Origin of the sequence: Pseudomonas sp. VA159-2, from assembly GCF_024126635.1 — a bacterium.
Classification (GTDB): Bacteria; Pseudomonadota; Gammaproteobacteria; order Pseudomonadales; family Pseudomonadaceae; genus Aquipseudomonas; species Aquipseudomonas muyukensis.
On record NZ_JAMYBV010000004.1, the window covers coordinates 14,727 to 36,079 of the forward strand.

At 63.7% G+C, this 21,353-nt stretch carries 18 protein-coding genes; 15 read left to right on the forward strand and 3 right to left on the reverse strand.

Annotated elements, in window-relative coordinates:
- Positions 1 to 77: 77 nt before the first annotated feature.
- From NJG22_RS05235 to NJG22_RS05285, 11 genes are all read left to right on the forward strand, one after another.
- On the forward strand, positions 78 to 2,912 hold the full coding sequence (locus NJG22_RS05235) for an LPS-assembly protein LptD (protein ID WP_253093098.1): 2,835 nt from the start codon (positions 78 to 80) through the stop codon (positions 2,910 to 2,912).
- Positions 2,893 to 4,212: a peptidylprolyl isomerase SurA gene (gene surA / locus NJG22_RS05240; protein WP_134689804.1), complete on the forward strand. Its 1,320-nt coding sequence runs from the start codon at positions 2,893 to 2,895 to the stop codon at positions 4,210 to 4,212. The genes NJG22_RS05235 and surA overlap by 20 nt, the downstream gene beginning before the upstream one ends.
- Entirely contained in the window at positions 4,209 to 5,198 is a 990-nt protein-coding gene (gene pdxA, locus NJG22_RS05245) for a 4-hydroxythreonine-4-phosphate dehydrogenase PdxA (RefSeq protein WP_253093099.1), read from the forward strand. The genes surA and pdxA overlap by 4 nt, the downstream gene beginning before the upstream one ends.
- A complete protein-coding gene (rsmA, locus tag NJG22_RS05250; protein ID WP_134689806.1) occupies positions 5,195 to 5,995 on the forward strand; it encodes a 16S rRNA (adenine(1518)-N(6)/adenine(1519)-N(6))-dimethyltransferase RsmA in 801 nt (266 codons plus the stop codon). The genes pdxA and rsmA overlap by 4 nt, the downstream gene beginning before the upstream one ends.
- Positions 5,996 to 6,152: 157 nt before the next feature.
- The gene (gene apaG / locus NJG22_RS05255; RefSeq protein ID WP_253093100.1) at positions 6,153 to 6,533 is read left to right on the forward strand and encodes a Co2+/Mg2+ efflux protein ApaG; all 381 of its coding nucleotides are present in this window, start codon (positions 6,153 to 6,155) and stop codon (positions 6,531 to 6,533) included.
- Positions 6,533 to 7,390: a symmetrical bis(5'-nucleosyl)-tetraphosphatase gene (locus NJG22_RS05260; RefSeq protein WP_253093101.1), complete on the forward strand. Its 858-nt coding sequence runs from the start codon at positions 6,533 to 6,535 to the stop codon at positions 7,388 to 7,390. Before apaG ends, NJG22_RS05260 begins: the two co-directional genes overlap by 1 nt.
- A gap of 13 nt (positions 7,391 to 7,403) precedes the next feature.
- Complete coding sequence (gene glpE / locus NJG22_RS05265) at positions 7,404 to 7,733, forward strand: thiosulfate sulfurtransferase GlpE (protein WP_253093102.1); 330 nt, start codon at positions 7,404 to 7,406, stop codon at positions 7,731 to 7,733.
- Between the two features lie 283 nt (positions 7,734 to 8,016).
- Complete coding sequence (locus NJG22_RS05270) at positions 8,017 to 9,939, forward strand: PrkA family serine protein kinase (RefSeq protein ID WP_217850767.1); 1,923 nt, start codon at positions 8,017 to 8,019, stop codon at positions 9,937 to 9,939.
- 141 nt (positions 9,940 to 10,080) lie between these two features.
- Complete coding sequence (locus NJG22_RS05275) at positions 10,081 to 11,352, forward strand: YeaH/YhbH family protein (RefSeq protein WP_253093103.1); 1,272 nt, start codon at positions 10,081 to 10,083, stop codon at positions 11,350 to 11,352.
- Positions 11,349 to 12,917 (forward strand): SpoVR family protein, encoded by a 1,569-nt coding sequence (locus tag NJG22_RS05280; protein WP_253093104.1) that lies wholly within the window; start codon positions 11,349 to 11,351, stop codon positions 12,915 to 12,917. The genes NJG22_RS05275 and NJG22_RS05280 overlap by 4 nt, the downstream gene beginning before the upstream one ends.
- A gap of 54 nt (positions 12,918 to 12,971) precedes the next feature.
- Entirely contained in the window at positions 12,972 to 14,069 is a 1,098-nt protein-coding gene (locus NJG22_RS05285; RefSeq protein ID WP_253093105.1) for a multifunctional CCA addition/repair protein, read from the forward strand.
- Between the two features lie 105 nt (positions 14,070 to 14,174).
- Here NJG22_RS05285 and folK read toward each other — a convergent pair whose 3' ends face one another.
- Positions 14,175 to 14,684: a 2-amino-4-hydroxy-6-hydroxymethyldihydropteridine diphosphokinase gene (gene folK, locus NJG22_RS05290; protein ID WP_217850774.1), complete on the reverse strand. Its 510-nt coding sequence runs from the start codon at positions 14,682 to 14,684 to the stop codon at positions 14,175 to 14,177.
- Positions 14,675 to 15,031: a dihydroneopterin aldolase gene (folB, locus tag NJG22_RS05295; RefSeq protein ID WP_110994292.1), complete on the reverse strand. Its 357-nt coding sequence runs from the start codon at positions 15,029 to 15,031 to the stop codon at positions 14,675 to 14,677. The genes folK and folB overlap by 10 nt, the downstream gene beginning before the upstream one ends.
- Positions 15,032 to 15,105: 74 nt before the next feature.
- Between folB and plsY the strand changes: the two genes are divergently transcribed.
- Positions 15,106 to 15,675 carry a glycerol-3-phosphate 1-O-acyltransferase PlsY gene (gene plsY, locus NJG22_RS05300; RefSeq protein ID WP_134689815.1) on the forward strand — a complete coding sequence of 190 codons (570 nt, stop codon included), beginning with the start codon at positions 15,106 to 15,108 and terminating at the stop codon, positions 15,673 to 15,675.
- 26 nt (positions 15,676 to 15,701) lie between these two features.
- Here plsY and tsaD read toward each other — a convergent pair whose 3' ends face one another.
- A complete protein-coding gene (gene tsaD / locus NJG22_RS05305) occupies positions 15,702 to 16,727 on the reverse strand; it encodes a tRNA (adenosine(37)-N6)-threonylcarbamoyltransferase complex transferase subunit TsaD (protein ID WP_253093106.1) in 1,026 nt (341 codons plus the stop codon).
- A 205-nt stretch (positions 16,728 to 16,932) separates the two neighbouring features.
- Between tsaD and rpsU the strand changes: the two genes are divergently transcribed.
- The 3 genes from rpsU (at position 16,933) to rpoD (ending at position 21,337) form a co-directional block, all read left to right on the forward strand.
- Entirely contained in the window at positions 16,933 to 17,148 is a 216-nt protein-coding gene (gene rpsU / locus NJG22_RS05310; protein WP_003255575.1) for a 30S ribosomal protein S21, read from the forward strand.
- 279 nt (positions 17,149 to 17,427) lie between these two features.
- Complete coding sequence (gene dnaG, locus NJG22_RS05315) at positions 17,428 to 19,419, forward strand: DNA primase (RefSeq protein WP_253093107.1); 1,992 nt, start codon at positions 17,428 to 17,430, stop codon at positions 19,417 to 19,419.
- A 67-nt stretch (positions 19,420 to 19,486) separates the two neighbouring features.
- Complete coding sequence (gene rpoD / locus NJG22_RS05320; protein WP_253093108.1) at positions 19,487 to 21,337, forward strand: RNA polymerase sigma factor RpoD; 1,851 nt, start codon at positions 19,487 to 19,489, stop codon at positions 21,335 to 21,337.
- The last annotated feature ends 16 nt before the right edge of the window (positions 21,338 to 21,353 follow it).

A 21,353-nucleotide genomic window follows, 5' to 3' on the forward strand; every position in this document is an offset into this window, starting at 1 on the left:
CATCTTTTTCAGACCATCGAGAGGCGTGCGGCCCCCACACGCGGGCAGATGGCACGCAGGAAGCCCGGACTAATAAGATGGCATTGAAATCCCCCGCGTTTCGTAGAAAGTTTCCGTTGCTGGTGACTGGCGGTCTGCTAGCCCTGCAACCTCTGGCCACCTCGTACGTGGTCGCGGCCGAGCAGTTCGACTGCCAAGTGTCCGCCTCCGGTGGTTGGGACTGCAAGCCCAAGACCGCGGCCAACCTGCCTCCGCGCCCGGTACACCCGGGCGCTGCCGCGGCTAGCTCGGGCACCGACGCCGCGGGTCAAGCCGTCGCGGTCGAAGCCGACAAGCCGATGCTGGTCACCGAGGCCAAGGGCCGTGGCCTGAAGTCGCGCAGCGAGGACTACAGCCACCTGGACTGGGTCCCGCGCGAGAAGCTCACCGCCGCACAGCTGGCCGAAACCGGCCCGTACTGCGGTGGCGCCTACATCGAGCCGACCCGCCCGGGCATGAACGACTCAACGCCCAAGGACGAGTCGCCGACCTATATCAACGCCAAGGTCTCCAAGTACCAGCAGGAGCAGCAGATCGCCACCCTGGCCGGTGACGTGGTCATGCGCCAGGGCAGCATGCAGGTCGAGTCCGACGAGGCCAACCTGTACCAGGCCGAGAACCGCGGCGAGCTCAAGGGCAACGTCAAGATCCGCGACAACGGCACCCTGGTGGTCGGCGACGAAGCGCAGATCCAGCTCGACACCGGCGAAGCCCGGGTCGACAACGCCGAATACGTGATGCACAAGTCGCACATCCGCGGCAACGCGCTGTACGCCAAGCGCGCCGAGAACGCCATCATCCGCCTCAAGGACGGTACCTATACCACCTGTGAGCCGGGCAGCAACGCATGGCAGCTCAAGGGCAACAACATCACCCTGAACCCGGCCACCGGCTTCGGTACCGCGACCAACGTCACCCTGCGGGTCAAGGATTTCCCGGTGTTCTACACACCGTATATCTACTTCCCGATCGACGACCGTCGCCAGTCCGGCTTCCTGCCGCCGTCGTTCAGCACCAGCAGCGACACCGGCTTCATGCTGGTCACGCCGTACTACTTCAACCTGGCGCCGAACTACGACGCCACCTTGTACCCGCGCTACATGGCCAAACGCGGCATGCTCATGGAAGGCGAGTTCCGCTACCTGACCAAGTCCAGCGAAGGCCAGTTCGGTGGCGGCTACCTGAGCGACCAGGACGACGACCGCAAGCTGCAGACGGACTACAAGAAAGAACGCTGGATGGTCAACTGGCAGCACAAGGGTGGCCTGGACGAGCGCCTGATGACCGAGGTGGACTACACCGACATCAGCGACCCGTTCTACTTCCAGGACCTGGAGTCGGACCAGATCGGTGTCGAGAGCCGCGACTTCATCAACCAGCAGGGTGCGCTGACCTACCGTGGCGATAACTACACTGCGCGGCTGAACCTGCATGCCTATGAAATGGCGACGATTTCGCAGATCACGCCGTATGACAAGCTGCCGCAGATCACCTTCAACGGGATGCTGCCGTTCCACCCGGGCGGTACCGACCTGACCTACGAAACCGAGGCCGTGCGCTTCGATCGTGATTTGAAGAATGATCTGGTCTTCGACAAGAATGGCCAACCCGACACAACTGCTGGTTTTGTAAGAGACCCGTTCGGCAATATCCTCGGCGGTCGTCGCCTGGATGACAACGTCAGCGGCATCGCCCGCGCCAACGGCACGCGCCTGAATGCAGCGCCTGCCATCAGCTTGCCGATGCAAGCCAGCTACGGCTACATCACGCCGAAGCTGAAGTACGTCTACACCAAGTACGACCTTGACCTTGACAGTCAGGGCAAGGCCGACGCAATCAAGCAGGCGAGTCAGCCTGGCTACGGCAGCTACAACAGCTCGCTGAACCGCGACATCCCGATCTTCAGTGTCGACAGCGGCCTGTATTTCGACCGCAACACCCAGTTGTTCGGCACCAATTACCGCCAGACCCTCGAACCGCGCCTGTTCTACCTCTACGTCCCGTACAAGGACCAGAAGGACATCCCGCTGTTCGACACGTCCGAGAACACCTTCAGCTACGCTTCGCTGTTCCGCGACAACCGCTTCAGCGGTATCGACCGGATCGGTGACGAGAACAAGCTGTCGCTGGGCGTGACCAACCGCTGGATCGAAGACAACGGCTTCCAGCGTCAACGGTTCAGTATCGGCCAGGCTTATTACTTCAAGGATCGCAAGGTTCAATTGCCGGGCATCGACTACCGTAACCGCAAGCAAAGCCTGGCGGACGTCTCGCCGTATGCACTGGAGTACGAATACGCCTTCAACCGCGACTGGCGCTTCAACTCGGACTTCAACTGGGATCCGGATAGCCGCAGCACCCGTTCGGGCAGCGCGATGTTCCACTATCAACCTGAAGACAACCCGAACAAGATCGTCAACCTCGGTTATCGCTACCGTAACGACACCATCGTCTACGACACGCAGACCGGCACCTGGAAAGATCAGGGCGGCGACTACGGAAAACCAGGTGATGCCAACTACATCAAGGACTACTACAAGATCCAGCAGCACGACTTCTCGGTCATCTGGCCGATCGTGCCGCAATGGAGCGTCATCGCCCGCTGGCAGCATGACTACAACCGCAACCGCACCCTCGAGGCGATGGGCGGTTTCGAGTACGACAACTGCTGCTGGAAGCTGCGCCTGATCAACCGCTACTGGATGGACTACGACGACTTCAGCCAAGCCACCCCACAGAACGAGAAGGGCGACCACGGCGTCTTCCTGCAGATCGTCCTCAAGGGCCTCGGCGGCGTGATGGGCAACAAGGTCGAGACATTCCTGGACAAAGGCATTCAAGGTTACCGTACACGTGAAGACCAAGCTTATTGATCGTCTGCGCCCGCTGATGCTGGGCGCCGTACTGCTGAGTGGCGCGGCGCATGCCGCCCCACAACCCCTTGACCGCGTGGTGGCCATCGTCGACAACGACGTGGTGATGCAAAGCCAGCTGGAGCAGCGCGTGCGCGAAGTGCAGCAGACCATCGCCAAGCGCGGTGGTGGCGTGCCGCCGGCCGGTGCGCTGGAGCAGCAGGTGCTGGAGCGCCTGATCGTCGAGAACCTGCAACTGCAGATCGGCGAGCGCTCGGGCATCCGCATCACCGACGAGGAACTGAACCAGGCCGTGGGCACCATTGCCCAGCGCAATGGCATGTCGCCAGAGCAGTTCCGCGCCGCCCTCGCCCACGATGGCCTGTCGTACGACGACGCCCGCGACCAGATCAAGCGCGAGATGATCATCAGCCGCGTGCGCCAGCGCCGCGTCGCCGAACGTATCCAGGTGTCCGAGCAGGAAGTGAAGAACTACCTCAACTCGGACATGGGCAAGATGCAGATGTCGGAAGAGTACCGCCTCGCCAACATCCTCATTCCTACGCCGGAAGGCGCCAACTCCGAAGCCATCCAGGCCGCCGCGCGCCAGGTCGGCGATGTCTACCAGCAGCTCAAGCAAGGTGCGGACTTCGGCCAGATGGCCATCGCCCGCTCACGCAGCGAGAACGCCCTGGAAGGCGGCGAGATGGGCTGGCGCCAAGCCGGCCAACTGCCACCTGACTTCGCCAAGATGCTCAGCAACATGGCGGTGGGCGACATCACCCAGCCAATCCGCATCCCCAACGGCTTCATCATCCTCAAGCTCGAGGAGAAGCGTGGTGGCAGCCAGAGCGTGCTGCGTGACGAAGTGCACGTGCGCCACATCCTGATCAAGCCAAGCGAAATCCGCAGCGATGCCGCCACCGAGCAACTGGCCGAGCGCCTGTACGACCGGATCAAGAGCGGGGAGAACTTCGGCGAACTGGCGAAAAGCTTCTCGGAAGATCCAGGTTCGGCGCTCAACGGCGGCGACCTCAACTGGGTCGACCCGAACAGCCTGGTGCCGGAGTTCCGCGAACAGATGGCCAACGCCCAGCAAGGCGAAGTGACCCGTCCGTTCCGCACCCAGTACGGCTGGCACGTGCTGGAAGTCCTCGGTCGCCGCGCCACCGACAGCACCGACAAGGCCCGCGAACAGCAGGCGATGAACGTGCTGCGCAACCGCAAGTACGACGAAGAGCTGCAGACCTGGCTGCGCCAGATCCGTGACGAAGCCTACGTCGAGATCAAGCTGCCTGGCGCCGACCAGGCCGCCCAGTGAAGCCACTGCGCTTCGCCGTCACGCCCGGCGAGCCGGCCGGCATAGGCCCCGACCTGTGCCTGCTGCTCGCCGCCGAGGCCCAGCCCCACCCCCTGATTGCCATCACCAGCCGTGACCTGCTCGCCGAGCGGGCCACCCAGCTGGGGCTGGCCGTCACCCTGCTGCCGGTCGCCCCTGGCCACTTCCCCGACCAGCCCGCCGCCGCCGGCAGCCTGTACGTGTGGGACACGCCCCTGGCCGCACCGGTGCTGGCCGGCCAACTGGACAAGGCCAACGCCGCGTTCGTGCTCGAGACGCTCACCCGCGCAGGCCAAGGCTGCCTCGCCGGTGACTTCGCCGGCATGATCACAGCCCCCGTGCACAAGGGCGTGATCAACGAAAGCGGCATCGCCTTCTCCGGCCATACCGAGTTCCTCGCCGACCTGACACAGACCACGCAAGTGGTCATGATGCTGGCGACCCGAGGCCTGCGCGTGGCGCTGGTGACCACCCACCTGCCGCTGCGCGACATTGCCGATGCCATCACCGGCGAACGCCTGGAACGCGTCACCCGCATCCTGCATGCGGACATGCGCGCCAAGTTCGGCATCGACAACCCCCGCATCCTGGTCTGCGGCCTCAACCCGCACGCCGGAGAAGGCGGCCACCTGGGCCGCGAAGAAATCGACATCATCGAGCCCACCCTGGCGCGCCTGCGCGCCGAAGGCATGGACCTGCGCGGTCCGCTGCCGGCCGATACCCTGTTTACCCCCAAATATCTGGAGCACTGCGACGCGGTGCTGGCGATGTACCACGACCAAGGCCTGCCCGTACTCAAGTACAAGGGCTTCGGCGCCGCGGTCAATGTGACGCTGGGCCTGCCGATCATCCGCACTTCGGTCGACCATGGCACCGCCCTGGACCTGGCCGGCAGCGGCAAGGTCGACACCGGCAGCCTGCGCGTCGCCCTGGAAACCGCCTACCAGATGGCCGAGAACCGACCATGACCGAGCACTACCAACACCGGGCGCGCAAGCGCTTCGGCCAGAACTTCCTGCACGACGCCGGAATCATCGACCGCATTCTGCGCGCGATCAACGCCAAGGCCGGCGAACACCTGCTGGAAATCGGCCCTGGCCAGGGCGCCCTCACCGAGGGCCTGCTGGGCAGCGGCGCGCAACTGGACGTGGTCGAGCTGGACAAGGACCTGGTGCCGATCCTGCAGCACAAGTTCGCCGGGCGCGACAACTTCCGCCTGCACCAGGGCGACGCGCTGAAGTTCGACTTCAACCAGCTGGGCGTACCGCCACGCAGCCTGAAAGTCGTCGGCAACCTGCCGTACAACATCTCCACCCCGCTGATCTTCCACCTGCTCGATCACGCCGGGCTGATCCGCGACATGCATTTCATGCTGCAAAAAGAAGTGGTCGAGCGCATGGCCGCCGGCCCTGGCGGCGGTGACTGGGGCCGCTTGTCGATCATGGTGCAGTACCACTGCCGCGTGGAACACCTGTTCAATGTCGGCCCCGGCGCGTTCAACCCGCCGCCGAAAGTCGACTCGGCGATCGTGCGCCTGGTGCCCCACGAGGTGCTGCCGCATCCGGCGAAGAACCCGAAGCTGCTCGAGCACGTGGTGCGCGAAGCCTTCAACCAGCGCCGCAAGACCTTGCGCAACACCCTCAAGGGCCTGCTCGACAGCCAGGCCATCGAAGCCGCCGGCGTAGACGGCAGCCTGCGCCCCGAGCAGCTGGACCTGGCCGCCTTCGTGCGCCTGGCCGACAAGCTGGCCGAACAGCAGGCCTGACCCCCGGTTCGCCGGCAAGCCGGCTCCTACAGGCGATACACCCCCTCGTAGGAGCCGGCCTGCCGGCGAACGGCCCTCAACCCTCCCCACACCGCTAGCCCTCCCCCCAGCAATGGCCTAGACTGCGTTATTGCGTCAGTTTGCCCAAGGCCCTTGCATGTCCGACCCCCGCTATCAGATCGACGTCAGCGTCGTGACCCGCTACCTCAAAGACCAATCCGACCCCGAAAGCAGCCGTTTCGCCTTCGCCTACACCATTACCGTGCTCAACAACGGCACGCTCAAGGCCAAGCTGATGTCCCGTCACTGGCTGATCACCAACGGTGACGGTGAAGTCGAGGAGGTGCGCGGCGCCGGGGTCATCGGCCAGCAGCCGTCGATCGAACCCGGCCAGAGCCACACCTACAGCAGCGGCGCGGTGATCAGCACCCGGGTGGGCACCATGCAGGGCAGCTACCAGATGTTCGCCGAGGACGGCAAACGCTTCGATGCACCGATCGCGCCGTTCCGCCTGGCCGTACCCGGGGCCCTGCACTGATGGCCACCTACGCCGTCGGCGACCTGCAAGGCTGCCTGCAACCGCTCAAGTGCCTGCTCGAGCGCGTGCGCTTCGACCCGGCCGTGGACCGCCTGTGGCTGGTGGGCGACCTGGTCAACCGCGGCCCCGAGTCGCTGGAGACCCTGCGCTACCTGTATTCGATCCGCCAGGCGCTGGTCTGCGTGCTGGGCAACCACGACCTGCACCTGCTGGCCGCCTGGCACAACGTCGAGCGCCTGAAAAAAAGCGACACCCTGCGTGAAATCATCGAGGCACCAGACGCCGACCAACTGTTCGACTGGCTGCGCCAGCAGAAGCTGCTGCACTACGACGAGGCCCGCGGCATCGCCATGGTCCACGCCGGCATCCCGCCGCAATGGACCCTGGGGCGCGCCCTGGAGCTGGCGGCCGAGGTCGAGCAGGTGCTGCGCGACGACACCCGCCTGAAGCTCTACCTGGATGGCATGTACGGCAACGAGCCGAACAAGTGGAGCAAGAACCTCAGCGGCATCGAACGCCTGCGGGTGATCACCAACTACTTCACCCGCATGCGCTTCTGCACCGCCGCCGGCAAGCTCGACCTCAAGAGCAAGGAAGGCCTGGACACCGCGCCGAAAGGCTACAAGCCCTGGTTCGACCACGCCGAGCGCCGTTCGCGCCACGTGAAGATCATCTTCGGCCACTGGGCCGCCCTCGAAGGCCGCGTCGACGTGCCCGGGGTGATCGCCCTGGACACCGGCTGCGTGTGGGGCGGCGCCATGACCCTGTACAACGTCGACAGCGGCCAATTCCACCGCTGCGACTGCACCCGCGAAGGCACCCCACGCCCGCCGGTACCACACAACGAGCACCCTTGAAGGAACCGCAGCCATGAGCGAATTCAAACGTATTCCCCCCGAGCAAGCCCTCGCCCTGCGTGCCAAAGGTGCGGTCGTGGTGGACATTCGCGACCCGCAAGCTTTTGCCGCCGGGCACATCGCCGGCGCCACTCATCTGGATAACCATTCGGTGGCCGACTTCATCCGCAACGCCGACCTCGACGCGCCTACACTGGTGGTTTGCTACCACGGCAATTCCAGCCAGAGCGCCGCCGCCTACCTGGTCGGCCAGGGCTTCTCAGACGTCTACAGCATCGATGGTGGCTTCGAGCTGTGGCGCAGCACCTACCCGGCGGAAACCGCCCAGGGCAGCGCTGAATAATTTTTTTCATTTTTCCTGCAGCCCGCGCTCCGTGCGGGCTTGCGCCCGGCCTGACGAACGGTCGTAGGCGCGTTCTCCACTCCCCGCCCTTGACCTTGCCCAGAACCAACTATTCTTAAGCCCAGGCCATCCAAAAAAGGGGAGAGCCGGTACACCGGCGTGCGGGTCATCGGTAGCGTTACAGGGTGTTCTGGGGGGTATACAGCAATCGGCGAGCCCGGTTGCATGCCAGCATCAGCTGACTGATCCGGCGTCGTCTCCACGTATCGAGCGAGGTGACGTCATGAGCATTTTTAGCCACTTCCAACAACGTTTCGAGTCCACCCGCCAGGAAGAACTTTCGCTGCAGGAGTACCTCGAGCTGTGCAAAGAGGATCGCAGTGCCTACGCCTCGGCGGCCGAGCGGCTGTTGCTGGCCATCGGCGAACCAGAGCTGATCGACACCTCCACCAACTCCCGGCTGTCGCGTATCTTCTCCAACAAGGTGATTCGCCGCTACCCGGCCTTTGCCGACTTCCACGGGATGGAAGAGTGCATCGACCAGATCGTCTCGTACTTCCGCCATGCCGCCCAAGGCCTGGAAGAGAAGAAGCAGATCCTCTACCTGCTGGGCCCGGTGGGCGGCGGCAAGTCGTCGCTGGCCGAAAAGCTCAAGCAACTGATGGAAAAGGTACCCTTCTACGCCATCAAGGGCTCGCCGGTCTTCGAGTCGCCCCTGGGGCTGTTCAACGCCACCGAGGACGGCGCGATCCTCGAAGAGGAATTTGGCATCTCCCGCCGCTATCTGAACACCATCATGTCGCCCTGGGCCACCAAGCGCCTGCAGGAGTTCGGCGGCGACATCAGCAAGTTCAGGGTGGTCAAGCTCTACCCCTCGATCCTCAACCAGATCGCCATTGCCAAGACCGAGCCGGGTGACGAGAACAACCAGGACATCTCCGCCCTGGTCGGCAAGGTCGATATCCGCAAGCTCGAGGAGTTCCCGCAGAACGACGCCGACGCCTACAGCTATTCAGGCGCGCTGTGCCGGGCCAACCAGGGCCTGATGGAATTCGTCGAGATGTTCAAGGCGCCGATCAAGGTCCTGCACCCCTTGCTCACCGCCACCCAGGAAGGCAACTACAACAGCACCGAAGGCCTGGGCGCGATTCCCTATACCGGGATCCTGCTGGCCCACTCCAACGAATCGGAGTGGCACACCTTCCGCAACAACAAGAACAACGAGGCGTTCATCGACCGGATCTACATCGTCAAGGTGCCGTACTGCCTGCGCGTCAGCGACGAGATCAAGATCTACGACAAGCTGCTGATCAACAGCTCGCTGGCCAAGGCCCATTGCGCGCCCGACACCCTGAAGATGCTCGCCCAGTTCACCGTGCTCTCGCGCCTCAAGGAGCCCGAAAACTCCAACATCTACTCGAAGATGCGCGTATACGACGGCGAGAACCTCAAGGATACCGACCCGAAAGCCAAGTCGATCCAGGAATACCGCGACTCCGCCGGTGTCGACGAGGGCATGAACGGCCTGTCGACCCGCTTCGCCTTCAAGATCCTGTCCAAGGTATTCAACTTCGACCCGCATGAAGTGGCGGCCAACCCGGTGCACCTGCTGTACGTGCTGGAGCAGCAGATCGAGCAGGAACAGTTCCCGGCCGAAGTCCGTGAGCGCTACCTGCGCTACCTGAAAGAGTACCTGGCGCCGCGCTACATCGAGTTCATCGGCAAGGAAATCCAGACCGCCTACCTGGAGTCCTACAGCGAATACGGCCAGAACATCTTCGACCGCTATGTGCTGTATGCCGATTTCTGGATCCAGGACCAGGAATACCGCGACCCGGAAACCGGCGAGATCCTCAACCGCATCGCCCTCAACGAGGAGCTGGAGAAGATCGAGAAACCGGCCGGCATCAGCAACCCGAAGGACTTCCGCAACGAGATCGTCAACTTCGTGCTGCGCGCCCGGGCCAACAACAACGGCAAGAACCCCAGCTGGCTCAGCTACGAGAAGCTGCGGGTGGTGATCGAGAAGAAAATGTTCTCCAACACCGAGGACCTGCTGCCGGTCATCAGCTTCAACGCCAAGGCCAGCAAGGAGGATCAACAGAAGCACAACGACTTCGTCACCCGGATGGTGGAGCGAGGCTACACCGACAAGCAGGTGCGCCTGTTGTCGGAATGGTACCTGCGGGTCAGGAAATCGCAATAAAGCGGCAAGCGTCAAGCCGCAAGCTGCAAGCTGTCCAGCGCCGTCGTCAAGGTCGGCACTGCGGCTTGCAGCAGCGGTGGCTGCTCTTTCTTGCAGCTTGAAGCTTGAGGCTTGCAGCTGCATCCAGTCACCGGAGGAACCATGAGCTACGTCATCGACCGACGCCTGAACGGCAAGAACAAGAGCACGGTCAACCGCCAGCGTTTCCTGCGGCGGTACCGCGAGCACATCAAGAAGGCCGTCGAAGAGGCGGTGAGCCGCCGCTCCATCATGGACATGGAGCATGGCGAGCAGATCAGCATTCCCGGGCGTGACATCGACGAACCGGTGCTGCACCACGGGCGTGGCGGCAAACAGACCATCGTCCACCCCGGCAACAAGGAGTTCACCGCCGGCGAACACATCGCCCGCCCGCAAGGTGGCGGCGGTGGTGGCGGCCGTGGCAAGGCCGGTAATTCCGGCGAGGGCATGGACGACTTCGTGTTCCAGATCACCCAGGAGGAATTCCTCGAATTCATGTTCGAGGACCTGGAGCTACCCAACCTGGTCAAGCGCCACCTGACTGGCGCCGACACCTTCAAGACCGTGCGCGCCGGCATCGCCAACGAAGGCAACCCCTCGCGCATCAACATCGTCCGCACCCTGCGCTCGGCCCATGCCCGGCGCATCGCCGTGACCGGCAGCAGCCGTGCGCTGCTGCGTGAAGCACAGCAGGAACTGGCCCGGCTGAAGGTCGAGGAGCCCGACAACTTCACCGATATCCAGGCCACCGAAGCCGAGATCGAGCGGCTCAAGGCCAGGATCAACCGCTTGCCGTTCCTCGACACCTTCGACCTCAAGTACAACCTGCTGGTCAAGCAGCCCAACCCCAGCTCCAAGGCGGTGATGTTCTGCCTGATGGACGTTTCCGGCTCCATGACCCAGGCCACCAAGGACATCGCCAAGCGCTTCTTCATCCTGCTGTACCTGTTCCTCAAGCGAAACTACGACCGCATCGAGGTGGTATTCATCCGCCACCACACCAGCGCTCGCGAAGTCGACGAGGAAGAGTTCTTCTACTCCCGCGAAACCGGCGGCACCATCGTCTCCAGCGCCCTCAAGCTGATGCAGGAGGTCATGGCCGAGCGCTACCCGGCCAGCGACTGGAACATCTATGCCGCCCAGGCTTCGGACGGCGACAACTGGAACGACGACTCGCCGATCTGCCGCGACATCCTGGCCAACCAGATCATGCCGCATGTGCAGTACTACACTTATGTCGAAATCACCCCGCGCGAACACCAGGCCCTCTGGTACGAATACGAACGTATCGGCGAAGCCTACCCCGACACCTTCGCCCAGCAGCAGTTGGTATCGGCCGGCGATATCTACCCGGTCTTCCGTGAACTCTTCCAGCGCAGGTTAGCCACATGACCGCCAGAGAACAGCGACGCCAACCCATTTCCACGGGCTCCGAGTGGACCTTCGAGCTGATCCAGACCTACGACCGCGAGATCAGCCGCCTGGCCGCGCGCTATGCCCTGGACACCTACCCCAACCAGATCGAAGTAATCACCGCCGAGCAGATGATGGACGCCTACGCCTCGGTGGGCATGCCGCTGGGCTATCACCACTGGTCCTATGGCAAGCAGTTCCTCAGCACCGAGAAATCCTACAGCCGTGGCCAGATGGGCCTGGCCTACGAGATCGTGATCAACTCCGATCCGTGCATCGCCTACCTGATGGAAGAAAACACCATGTGCATGCAGGCACTGGTAATTGCTCACGCCTGCTACGGCCACAACAGCTTCTTCAAGGGCAACTACCTGTTCCGCACCTGGACCGACGCCAGTTCGATCATCGACTACCTGGTGTTCGCCAAGCAGTACATCGCCCAGTGCGAGGAGCGCCACGGCATCGATGCCGTCGAGGACCTGATCGACTCCTGCCACGCCCTGATGAACTATGGCGTGGACCGCTACAAGCGCCCCTACCCGATTTCCGCCGAGGAAGAGCGGCGTCGCCAGAAGGAGCGCGAGGAACACCTGCAAAAGCAGATCAACGACCTGTGGCGGACCATCCCCAAGGGCTCGGAAAAGGCCGGCGAGCGAGACGACGCGCGGTTCCCCGCCGAACCCCAGGAAAACATCCTCTACTTCATCGAGAAGCACGCACCGCTGCTGGAACCCTGGCAGCGCGAGGTGGTGCGCATCGTGCGCAAGATCGCCCAGTATTTCTACCCCCAGCGCCAGACCCAGGTGATGAACGAAGGCTGGGCGACGTTCTGGCACTACACCCTGATGAACGACTTGTACGACGAGGGCCTGATCACCGAAGGCTTCATGATGGAGTTCCTGCAGTCACACACCAGCGTGGTGTTCCAGCCAGGCTTCGACAGCCCTTACTACAGCGGCATCAATCCCTACGCCCTGGGCTTCGCCATGTACACCGACATCCGACGCATGTGCGAACACCCCACCGAGGAGGATCGGCGCTGGTTCCCCGACATCGCCGGCAGCGACTGGCTGTCGACCATCAAGTTCGCCATGAGCAGCTTCAAGGACGAGAGCTTCATCCTGCAGTACCTGTCGCCCAAGGTCATGCGCGACCTCAAGCTGTTCAGCATCCTCGACGACGACCAGCGCGACGACCTGCTGGTGCCGGCGATCCATGACGAAGACGGCTACCGCACCATCCGCGAGCAGTTGGCCGCGCAGTACAACCTCGGCAACCGCGAACCCAACGTGCAGATCTGGAGCATCGACCGCCGCGGCGACCGGTCGCTGACCCTGCGCCACCAGCAACACAACCGCAAACCCCTCGGCGACTCCACCGAGGAGGTGCTCAAGCACCTGCACCGCCTGTGGGGCTTCGACATTCACCTGGAAACCGTGCAAGGCGACCAGTTGATGAAGACCCACCACATGCCGCCCCGTGGCGAACATGGCGAGGCCGGCGACTATGGGCGCATGGACCTGGCCGTCATCCATCACCTCTGATGCACCGCCATTACTGTCGACAAGGTATCCTGTCGGCAGTAATGGAGGCTGCACATGCACATCTACAAAGTCGGCGGCGCAGTACGCGACCGTCTGCTCGGGCGCCCGGTCAGCGACTTCGACTGGCTGGTGGTCGGGGCCACGGTCGAAGACATGCACGCCCAGGGCTTTCGCCCGGTGGGCGCTGATTTCCCGGTTTTCCTGCACCCGAAGACGGGCGAGGAGTATGCCCTGGCGCGAACCGAGCGCAAGAGCGGCCGGGGTTATGGCGGGTTCACCTTCCATGCCAGCCCGGATGTGACGCTGGAGCAAGACCTGATTCGCCGCGACCTCACCATCAATGCCATGGCCGAGGATGAACAGGGTACGGTTTACGATCCCTACGGCGGCCAGGTCGATCTTGAACAGCGTATCCTGCGCCATGTTTCCCCGGCGTTCGCCGAAGATCCCTTGCGCGTGCTGCGCGTTGCGCGCTTTGCGGCGCGCTATGCGCCGCTGGGTTTCCAGGTCGCCGAGCAAACCCTGGCACTGATGCGCCAGATCGCCGAATCCGGCGAATTGCAGGCGCTGACAGCCGAGCGCAGCTGGAAGGAGATCGAGCGGGCGCTGATGGAGAGCGAGCCGCAAGTGTTCGTCCAGGTGTTGCGTGACTCGGGTGCCCTGAAGGAACTGATGCCGGAGCTGGAAAGCGGCAAGGATACACTCGCGGCGCTGCATCAGGCCGCGCAGCACCAGCAGCCCCTGGCGGTACGCTGGGCATGCCTGCTGCGCGGGCTGGAGCCGGCGGCGATCAAGGCACTCAACCAGCGCTTCAAGGCCCCCCGTGAATGCCAGGAACTGGCCGTTCTGGTGGGGGAGTTTGCCGGGCATGCTGACGACGCCTTGCAGTTAACCCCTGCGAGTTTGCTGGAAACGTTGCAGAAGTTCGACGTCTATCGGCGACCGCAGCGGTTCGAGGATTTCATTGCTGCGTGTGCAATGGCACAGGGCGATGCAGGTTATCCACAGGCCGACTATCTGCGCGGGGCTGCGGCAGCGGCGCGGGCGGTGGAGGTGAAGCCGCTGGTGGAGGCCGGGCTGAGCGGGCAAGGCTTGGGGGAGGCGCTCAAGGGCGAGCGGCTGAAAGCGCTCCAGGCTTACAAGCTCGGCTGACGCTACCGGCCTCTTGGCAAACTCGCGCCTACAGGTAACCCTTCACCTTCAACGATGACGATACCCTGCAGGAGCGGGCTTGCCCGCGAAAGGGCCGGCACAGGCTTACGCCGGAGTCAGCTGCAACCCCCGCCACTCGAAGGCGACCGGTGCCAGCACCTGGTCGATCTGCGCCTCCTGCCACAACCGCGCCATGCTTTTCTCCACCCCCGGATGAATCAGCGCCGGCGCGAGCAACGACAACGGCCACAGCACGAAAGCATTCTTCAGAATCTCTGCCCTGGGCAGCACCAGCCCATCGAAGGTGCCGTGCAGGTCGTCGTACATCAGCACATCGATATCCAACGGCAGCCCCTTGCGGTCTGGCGCATAACGGCCGTTGTCGGCCTCGATGAACTTGAGCCGACGGTCCAGCTCCATCAGCGGCAGGTCGGTCTTGCCGGTCACCACGAAATTGATGAACGGCCCGCTCTTGATGCCCACCGCCTGGCTCTCGAAGGCCGGCGAGCAGCGCATGTCCGAGAGAATCGCCGCCAAGGCATCGAGGCCTGCGCACAGATGCTGGTGGCGATCGATGTTGCTGCCCAGCCCGAGGTAAACCGTGCTCAGAGACATCCGCGCTCGATCTCCACGCCAACACCACCGCGGGCTGCCGGCACCGCGCCCGGCTTGGTGAGTTTCAGGCGCACCCAGGGGATGTTGAATTCAGCCATCAGCACCGCCACCAGGCGCTCGGCGAAGGTCTCGACCAGCTCGAAGCGCGCCTGCTCGGCGAACGCCTGCACCCGCGCCGAAACACTGGCGTAGTCCAGCGCCAGCGACAGGTCGTCACCGGCGGCGGCCGGGCGGTTGTCCCAGGCGAAACTCAGGTCCAGGCGCAGGCACTGGCGAATATCCCGCTCCCAGTCATAGGCACCGATGACGGTATCGACTTCCAGGCCTTCGATGAACACTCTGTCCAAGCACTTCTCTCCACAGCACGACAAGGGCGACGGGCGCCGTTAGAATCAGGGCGTCCTCGCCCGGAATAGTTAGCATGTTTTGGTCACTGGCGCTGTTTGCCTACCTGCTCGGCTCTCTGTCCTTCGCCATCGTCCTGAGCCGCCTCAGTGGCAGCCCCGACCCGCGTTCCAGCGGCTCCGGCAATGCCGGCGCGACCAACATGCTACGCCTGGCGGGCCGCAAACTGGCGATCCTGACGCTGCTCGGCGACCTGTGCAAGGGCATGTTGCCCGTGCTGCTGGCGCGCCTGGCCGGCCTCGACCAACAAGAGCAGGCCTGGGTCGGCGTCTGCGCGGTGCTCGGGCACTTGTTCCCGATCTACTTCCGCTTTCAGGGCGGCAAGGGCGTGGCCACCGCCGCGGGCATGCTCATGGCCCTGTACTTCCCCGCCGCGCTGCTGGCCATCGGCGCCTGGCTGCTGACCTTCTACCTCACCCGCACCAGCTCGCTGGCGGCACTGATCGCCACGCCGCTGACCTTGCCCTTGCTGGCCTGGCGCGAACCCGAGGCGCTGCTGCCGATGACCGTGCTGACCCTGCTGATCGTCTGGCGGCACCGCAACAACCTGCGCGACCTGTTCGCCGGGCGCGAGCGTCATTTCTGATGGCGCCCGCCTGAGCCGGCCAGGTTTCAGACGGCCGGCAACTGTTCCATCGGCCAGCGTGCCTGCACGCTGATCGCCAGGTCCTGCTGCTGCCCGGCCAACAGGCGCTGGCAACCGGCGTAGGCGATCATCGCGCCGTTGTCGGTGCAAAAGCGTGGCCGGGCGTAATAGACGTTGCCCTTGATGCTGGCCAGCATCTCTTCCAGCGACAGGCGCAGGGCCTTGTTGGCGCTCACGCCACCGGCGATGACCAGGCGCTTGAGGCCGGTCTGCTTGAGGGCGCGCTTGCACTTGATGGTCAGAGTCTCCACGACGGCCTGCTGGAACGCCAGCGACACGTCGCAACGGGTTTGCTCGTTGTCGTCCCCGGCGTCGCGGCACTGCTGCCAGGTGTTCAGGGCGAAGGTCTTGAGGCCGCTGAAACTGAACTGCAGGCCAGGCCGGTCGCACATCGGCCGCGGAAACACGAAGCGCCCCGGCGTGCCCTGCTCGGCCAGGCGGGCAATCTCGGGGCCGCCCGGATAATTCAGGCCAATCAGCTTGGCGGTCTTGTCGAAGGCTTCGCCGGCGGCATCGTCCAGGCTCTCGCCCAGCAGTTCGTATTGGCCGATGCCATCGACCCGCACCAGCTGGGTATGGCCGCCGGACACCAACAAAGCGACGAACGGAAATTCCGGCGGTTGCTCCTCGAGCATCGGCGCCAGCAAGTGGCCTTCCATATGGTGTACGCCGATCGCCGGGATATCCCAGGCAAACGCCAGCGCCTGGGCGCAAGAGGCCCCCACCAGCAGCGCGCCGACCAGGCCGGGCCCCGCGGTGTAGGCGATGGCGTCGATCTCGGTGGCGACGCAGTCGGCCTCCTGCAACACCTGGCGGATCAGCGGCAGCATGCGCTTGACGTGATCGCGCGAGGCGAGCTCGGGCACCACGCCGCCATAGACGCGGTGCAGGTCGATCTGGCTGAACAGCGCGTCGGCCAGCAGGCCGCGTTCACTGTCGTATAATGCGACGCCAGTTTCGTCGCAGGATGTTTCCAATCCCAGTACTAGCATGGGTCCGTGCCTTGTCGAGGCTGAATTCGAAGGCGCGCATGATAGTCCCCGTACCTTGTGCCGACCAGCGGTTTTCGATCAGAGGCTTTGCATTCCGGCCAGCTAAGGGTTAACATCCGCAACCCTTGAAAACCGACGTTCTCCAGCACACCTTATGTTTTGCCAGGAGCACGTCTACCCCGGTAATGAATTAAGGTAGCCCTGGATGCCAGCCGTCAAAGTTAAAGAGAACGAACCCTTCGACGTAGCTCTGCGTCGTTTCAAGCGCTCCTGCGAAAAAGCCGGTGTACTGGCTGAAGTTCGTAGCCGCGAGTTTTACGAGAAGCCGACCGCCGAGCGTAAGCGCAAAGCCGCTGCCGCTGTGAAGCGTCACGCCAAGAAGGTTCAGCGCGAACAGCGCCGCGCCGTTCGTCTGTACTAATACAGGCGTTCTACGCAAAGCTTCTGCCCCGCCCGGCCTCGTGCCGGGCTGATGGCAGCGGTCGTTTCAAGCCCTTGGCCATGCGCCTTGGGTGCCCCGGCAAAAGCCATGGGCAACCTGCCGCAACACGTCAGAACTGGTCCTTGACCAGGCGTGCACGTCCTTTCTGACGAGCCCCTTGCGGGCTGGTGACGAGCACAACACCTCTTCTCAGCACCCTCACGCCAAAACCCGCGCACAAGCGTTTAGACTTGCCAGTTGCCAGATGACGAGACTGCCATGGCCGGGCTGATTCCCCAGAGCTTCATCGATGACCTTCTCAACCGCACCGACATCGTCGATGTGGTGAGTTCGCGCGTCCAGCTGAAAAAGACCGGCAAGAACCTGTCTGCCTGCTGCCCGTTCCACAAGGAGAAGTCACCCTCCTTCACCGTCAGCCCCGACAAGCAGTTCTACTACTGCTTCGGCTGCGGCGCCGGTGGCAACGCGCTCGGCTTCATCATGGACCACGACAACCTGGACTTCCCCCAGGCGGTCGAGGAACTGGCCCGCGCGGCCGGCATGGAAGTCCCCCGCGAAGAGGGCCGGCGCGGGCAGAAGCCGCGCCAGCCCACCGACTCGCCGCTGTACCCGCTGCTCGAGGCGGCCAGCGAATTCTATCGCCAGGCCCTGCGCGGCCACCCTACCCGCAAGGCGGCGGTGGACTACCTGAAGGGGCGCGGCCTGTCCGGCGAGATCGCCCGCGACTTCGGCCTGGGTTTTGCCCCGCCGGGCTGGGACAACCTGCTCAAGCACCTGGGCGCCGACAGCCTGCAACAAAAGGTGATGATCGACGCAGGCCTCTTGATCGAGAACGCCGAGAGCGGCAAGCGCTATGACCGCTTCCGCGACCGGGTGATGTTCCCCATCCGCGACAGCCGCGGCCGGGTGATCGCCTTTGGCGGCCGGGTCCTGGGCGACGACAAGCCCAAGTACCTGAACTCCCCGGAAACCCCGGTGTTCCACAAGGGTCAGGAGCTGTACGGCCTGTACGAGGCACGCAAGCACAACCGCAACCTTGACGAAGTCATCGTGGTCGAAGGCTACATGGACGTCATCGCCCTGGCCCAGCAAGGCCTGCGCAATGCCGTGGCCACCCTCGGCACGGCCACCAGCGAAGAGCACCTCAAGCGCCTGTTCCGCGTGGTGCCCAGCGTGCTGTTCTGCTTCGACGGCGACCAGGCCGGGCGCAAGGCCGCCTGGCGCGCCCTGGAGTCGACCCTGTCGAGCCTGCAGGACGGGCGCCGCGCGCGCTTTCTGTTCCTGCCCGAGGGCGAAGACCCGGACAGCCTGGTTCGCGCCGAAGGCACCGACGCCTTCCAGGCCCGCATCAACCAGCACGCCCAGCCCTTGGCCGACTACTTCTTCGAGCAGCTGAGCAACGAGGCCGACCCGCGCTCGCTGGAAGGCAAGGCACACATGGTGACCCTGGCCGCGCCGCTGATCGAGCAGGTACCGGGCGCCAACCTGCGCCAGTTGATGCGCAACCGCCTGAAGGACATCACCGGCCTCGACCCGCAGCAGATGGAACAACTGGCGCAGCAGGCACCGGCCCCCAGCCAGGTGCCGGACTACGACCCCGGCTATGACTACGACGCCATGGCCAGCTACACGCCGGACTACGCCGAGCAGGCGTACCAGCCCGACTACGGCGCGCATCAGCAAGAACAACGGCCGTGGACACCGAACAAGGGCGGCGGCAAGAAACAGTGGGAAGGCAAGCCCTGGGACAGGAAGGGCGGCAAGCCCTGGCAGCGCGACGGCCAGCGCGGCGAAGCGCCGCCACGGGTGCCGGCGCCGGTGGAACCGCCGACCCTGTCGGCGCTGCGTACCCTGCTGCATCACCCGCTGCTGGCCGGCAAGGTCGAGGACGCCAGCCACTTCGCCGACGAAGAGCAACTGTACAGCCAGCTGCTGGTGGCGCTGATCGAAGCCGCGCAGAAGAATCCTAAGCTAAGCTCTATGCAGCTGATCGCACGCTGGCACGGCACCGAACAAGGCCGCCTGCTGCGCGCCCTGGCCGAGAAGGAATGGTTGATCGATGCCGACAACCTTGAACAACAGTTTTTCGACACCATTACTAGCTTGTCCGCCCGCCAACGCGAGCGCAGCCTGGAACATCTGCTCAGAAAAGCACGTCAAAGCGAGTTGAACGCAGAGGAAAAATCTCAGCTGCTCGCCCTGCTCAGCAGGAATGTTCCCGCACAAACCCCGACCTCATCTGGCGCGTGAGGTCCATGCTCGGGTATAATCCTCGGCTTGTTTTTTGCCCGCCAAGACCTTCAGTGGATAGGGTGTTATGTCCGGAAAAGCGCAACAGCAATCTCGTATCAAAGAGTTGATCACCCGCGGTCGTGAGCAGGGCTACCTGACTTACGCGGAGGTCAACGACCACCTGCCTGAGGATATTTCAGATCCGGAGCAGGTGGAAGACATCATCCGCATGATCAACGACATGGGGATCAACGTATTCGAGAGTGCTCCGGATGCGGATGCCCTGTTGTTGGCGGAAGCCGACACCGACGAAGCCGCAGCCGAAGAGGCCGCCGCAGCGTTGGCGGCCGTTGAGACCGATATCGGCCGCACGACCGACCCGGTGCGCATGTACATGCGCGAAATGGGTACCGTCGAGCTGCTGACCCGCGAAGGCGAGATCGAAATCGCCAAGCGCATCGAGGAAGGCATCCGTGAAGTCATGGGCGCCATCGCCCACTTCCCAGGCACCGTCGACTATATCCTCGGCGAATACGACCGCGTCACCACCGAAGGTGGCCGCCTGTCCGATGTTCTCAGCGGTTACATCGACCCTGACGACAACATCGCCGCACCGACCGAAGAAGTGCCGATCCCCGGCGCCAAGGCCGCTGCCGCGAAGGAAGAGAGCGACGACGAGGAAGAAGAAAACGCCGACGGCGATGACGAGGAAGAGACCGAGAGCGGTCCGGACCCAGTCGTTGCCGCGCAGCGTTTCGGTGCAGTCAAGGACCAGCTGGTCGACACCCTCAAGGTGTTGAAGAAGCACGGTCGTGGCCACAAGGACAGCATCGCTGCCATGCAGGCGCTGGCTGACCTGTTCATGCCGATCAAGCTGGTGCCCAAGCAGTTCGACACCCTGGTCGAGCGCGTGCGCGGTGCCCTGGACCGTCTGCGCCAGCAAGAACGCGCCATCATGCAGCTGTGCGTGCGTGATGCACGCATGCCGCGCGCCGACTTCCTGCGCCTGTTCCCGAGCAACGAAACCGACCAGACCTGGTCCGGTGACCTGGCCAAGCGCAACACCAAATGGGCTGCCGCCCTGGGTGAGAAGGACGCCGCGATCGTCGCCTGCCAGCAAAAGCTGATCGACCTCGAGACCGAAACCGGCCTGACCGTCGTCGAAATCAAGGACATCAACCGTCGCATGTCCATCGGCGAGGCCAAGGCCCGCCGCGCCAAGAAAGAAATGGTCGAGGCGAACCTGCGTCTGGTGATCTCCATCGCCAAGAAGTACACCAACCGTGGCCTGCAGTTCCTCGACCTGATCCAGGAAGGCAACATCGGCCTGATGAAGGCGGTGGACAAGTTCGAATACCGTCGCGGCTACAAGTTCTCGACCTACGCCACCTGGTGGATCCGCCAGGCGATCACCCGTTCGATCGCCGACCAGGCGCGCACCATCCGTATCCCGGTGCACATGATCGAGACGATCAACAAGCTCAACCGTATTTCCCGGCAGATGCTTCAGGAAATGGGCCGTGAACCGACCCCGGAAGAGCTCGGTGAGCGCATGGAAATGCCTGAGGACAAGATCCGCAAGGTATTGAAGATCGCCAAGGAGCCGATCTCCATGGAAACGCCGATCGGCGACGATGAAGACTCCCACCTGGGCGACTTCATCGAGGACTCCACCATGCAGTCCCCGATCGACGTGGCCACGGTCGAAAGCCTCAAGGAAGCGACCCGCGACGTGCTCTCGGGCCTGACCGCGCGCGAAGCCAAGGTGCTGCGCATGCGTTTCGGCATCGACATGAACACCGACCATACCCTCGAGGAAGTCGGCAAGCAGTTCGACGTGACCCGCGAGCGGATCCGCCAGATCGAAGCCAAGGCGCTGCGCAAGCTGCGCCACCCGACGCGAAGCGAGCACCTGCGTTCGTTCCTCGACGAGTAAGAGCAACCCCGGCCCA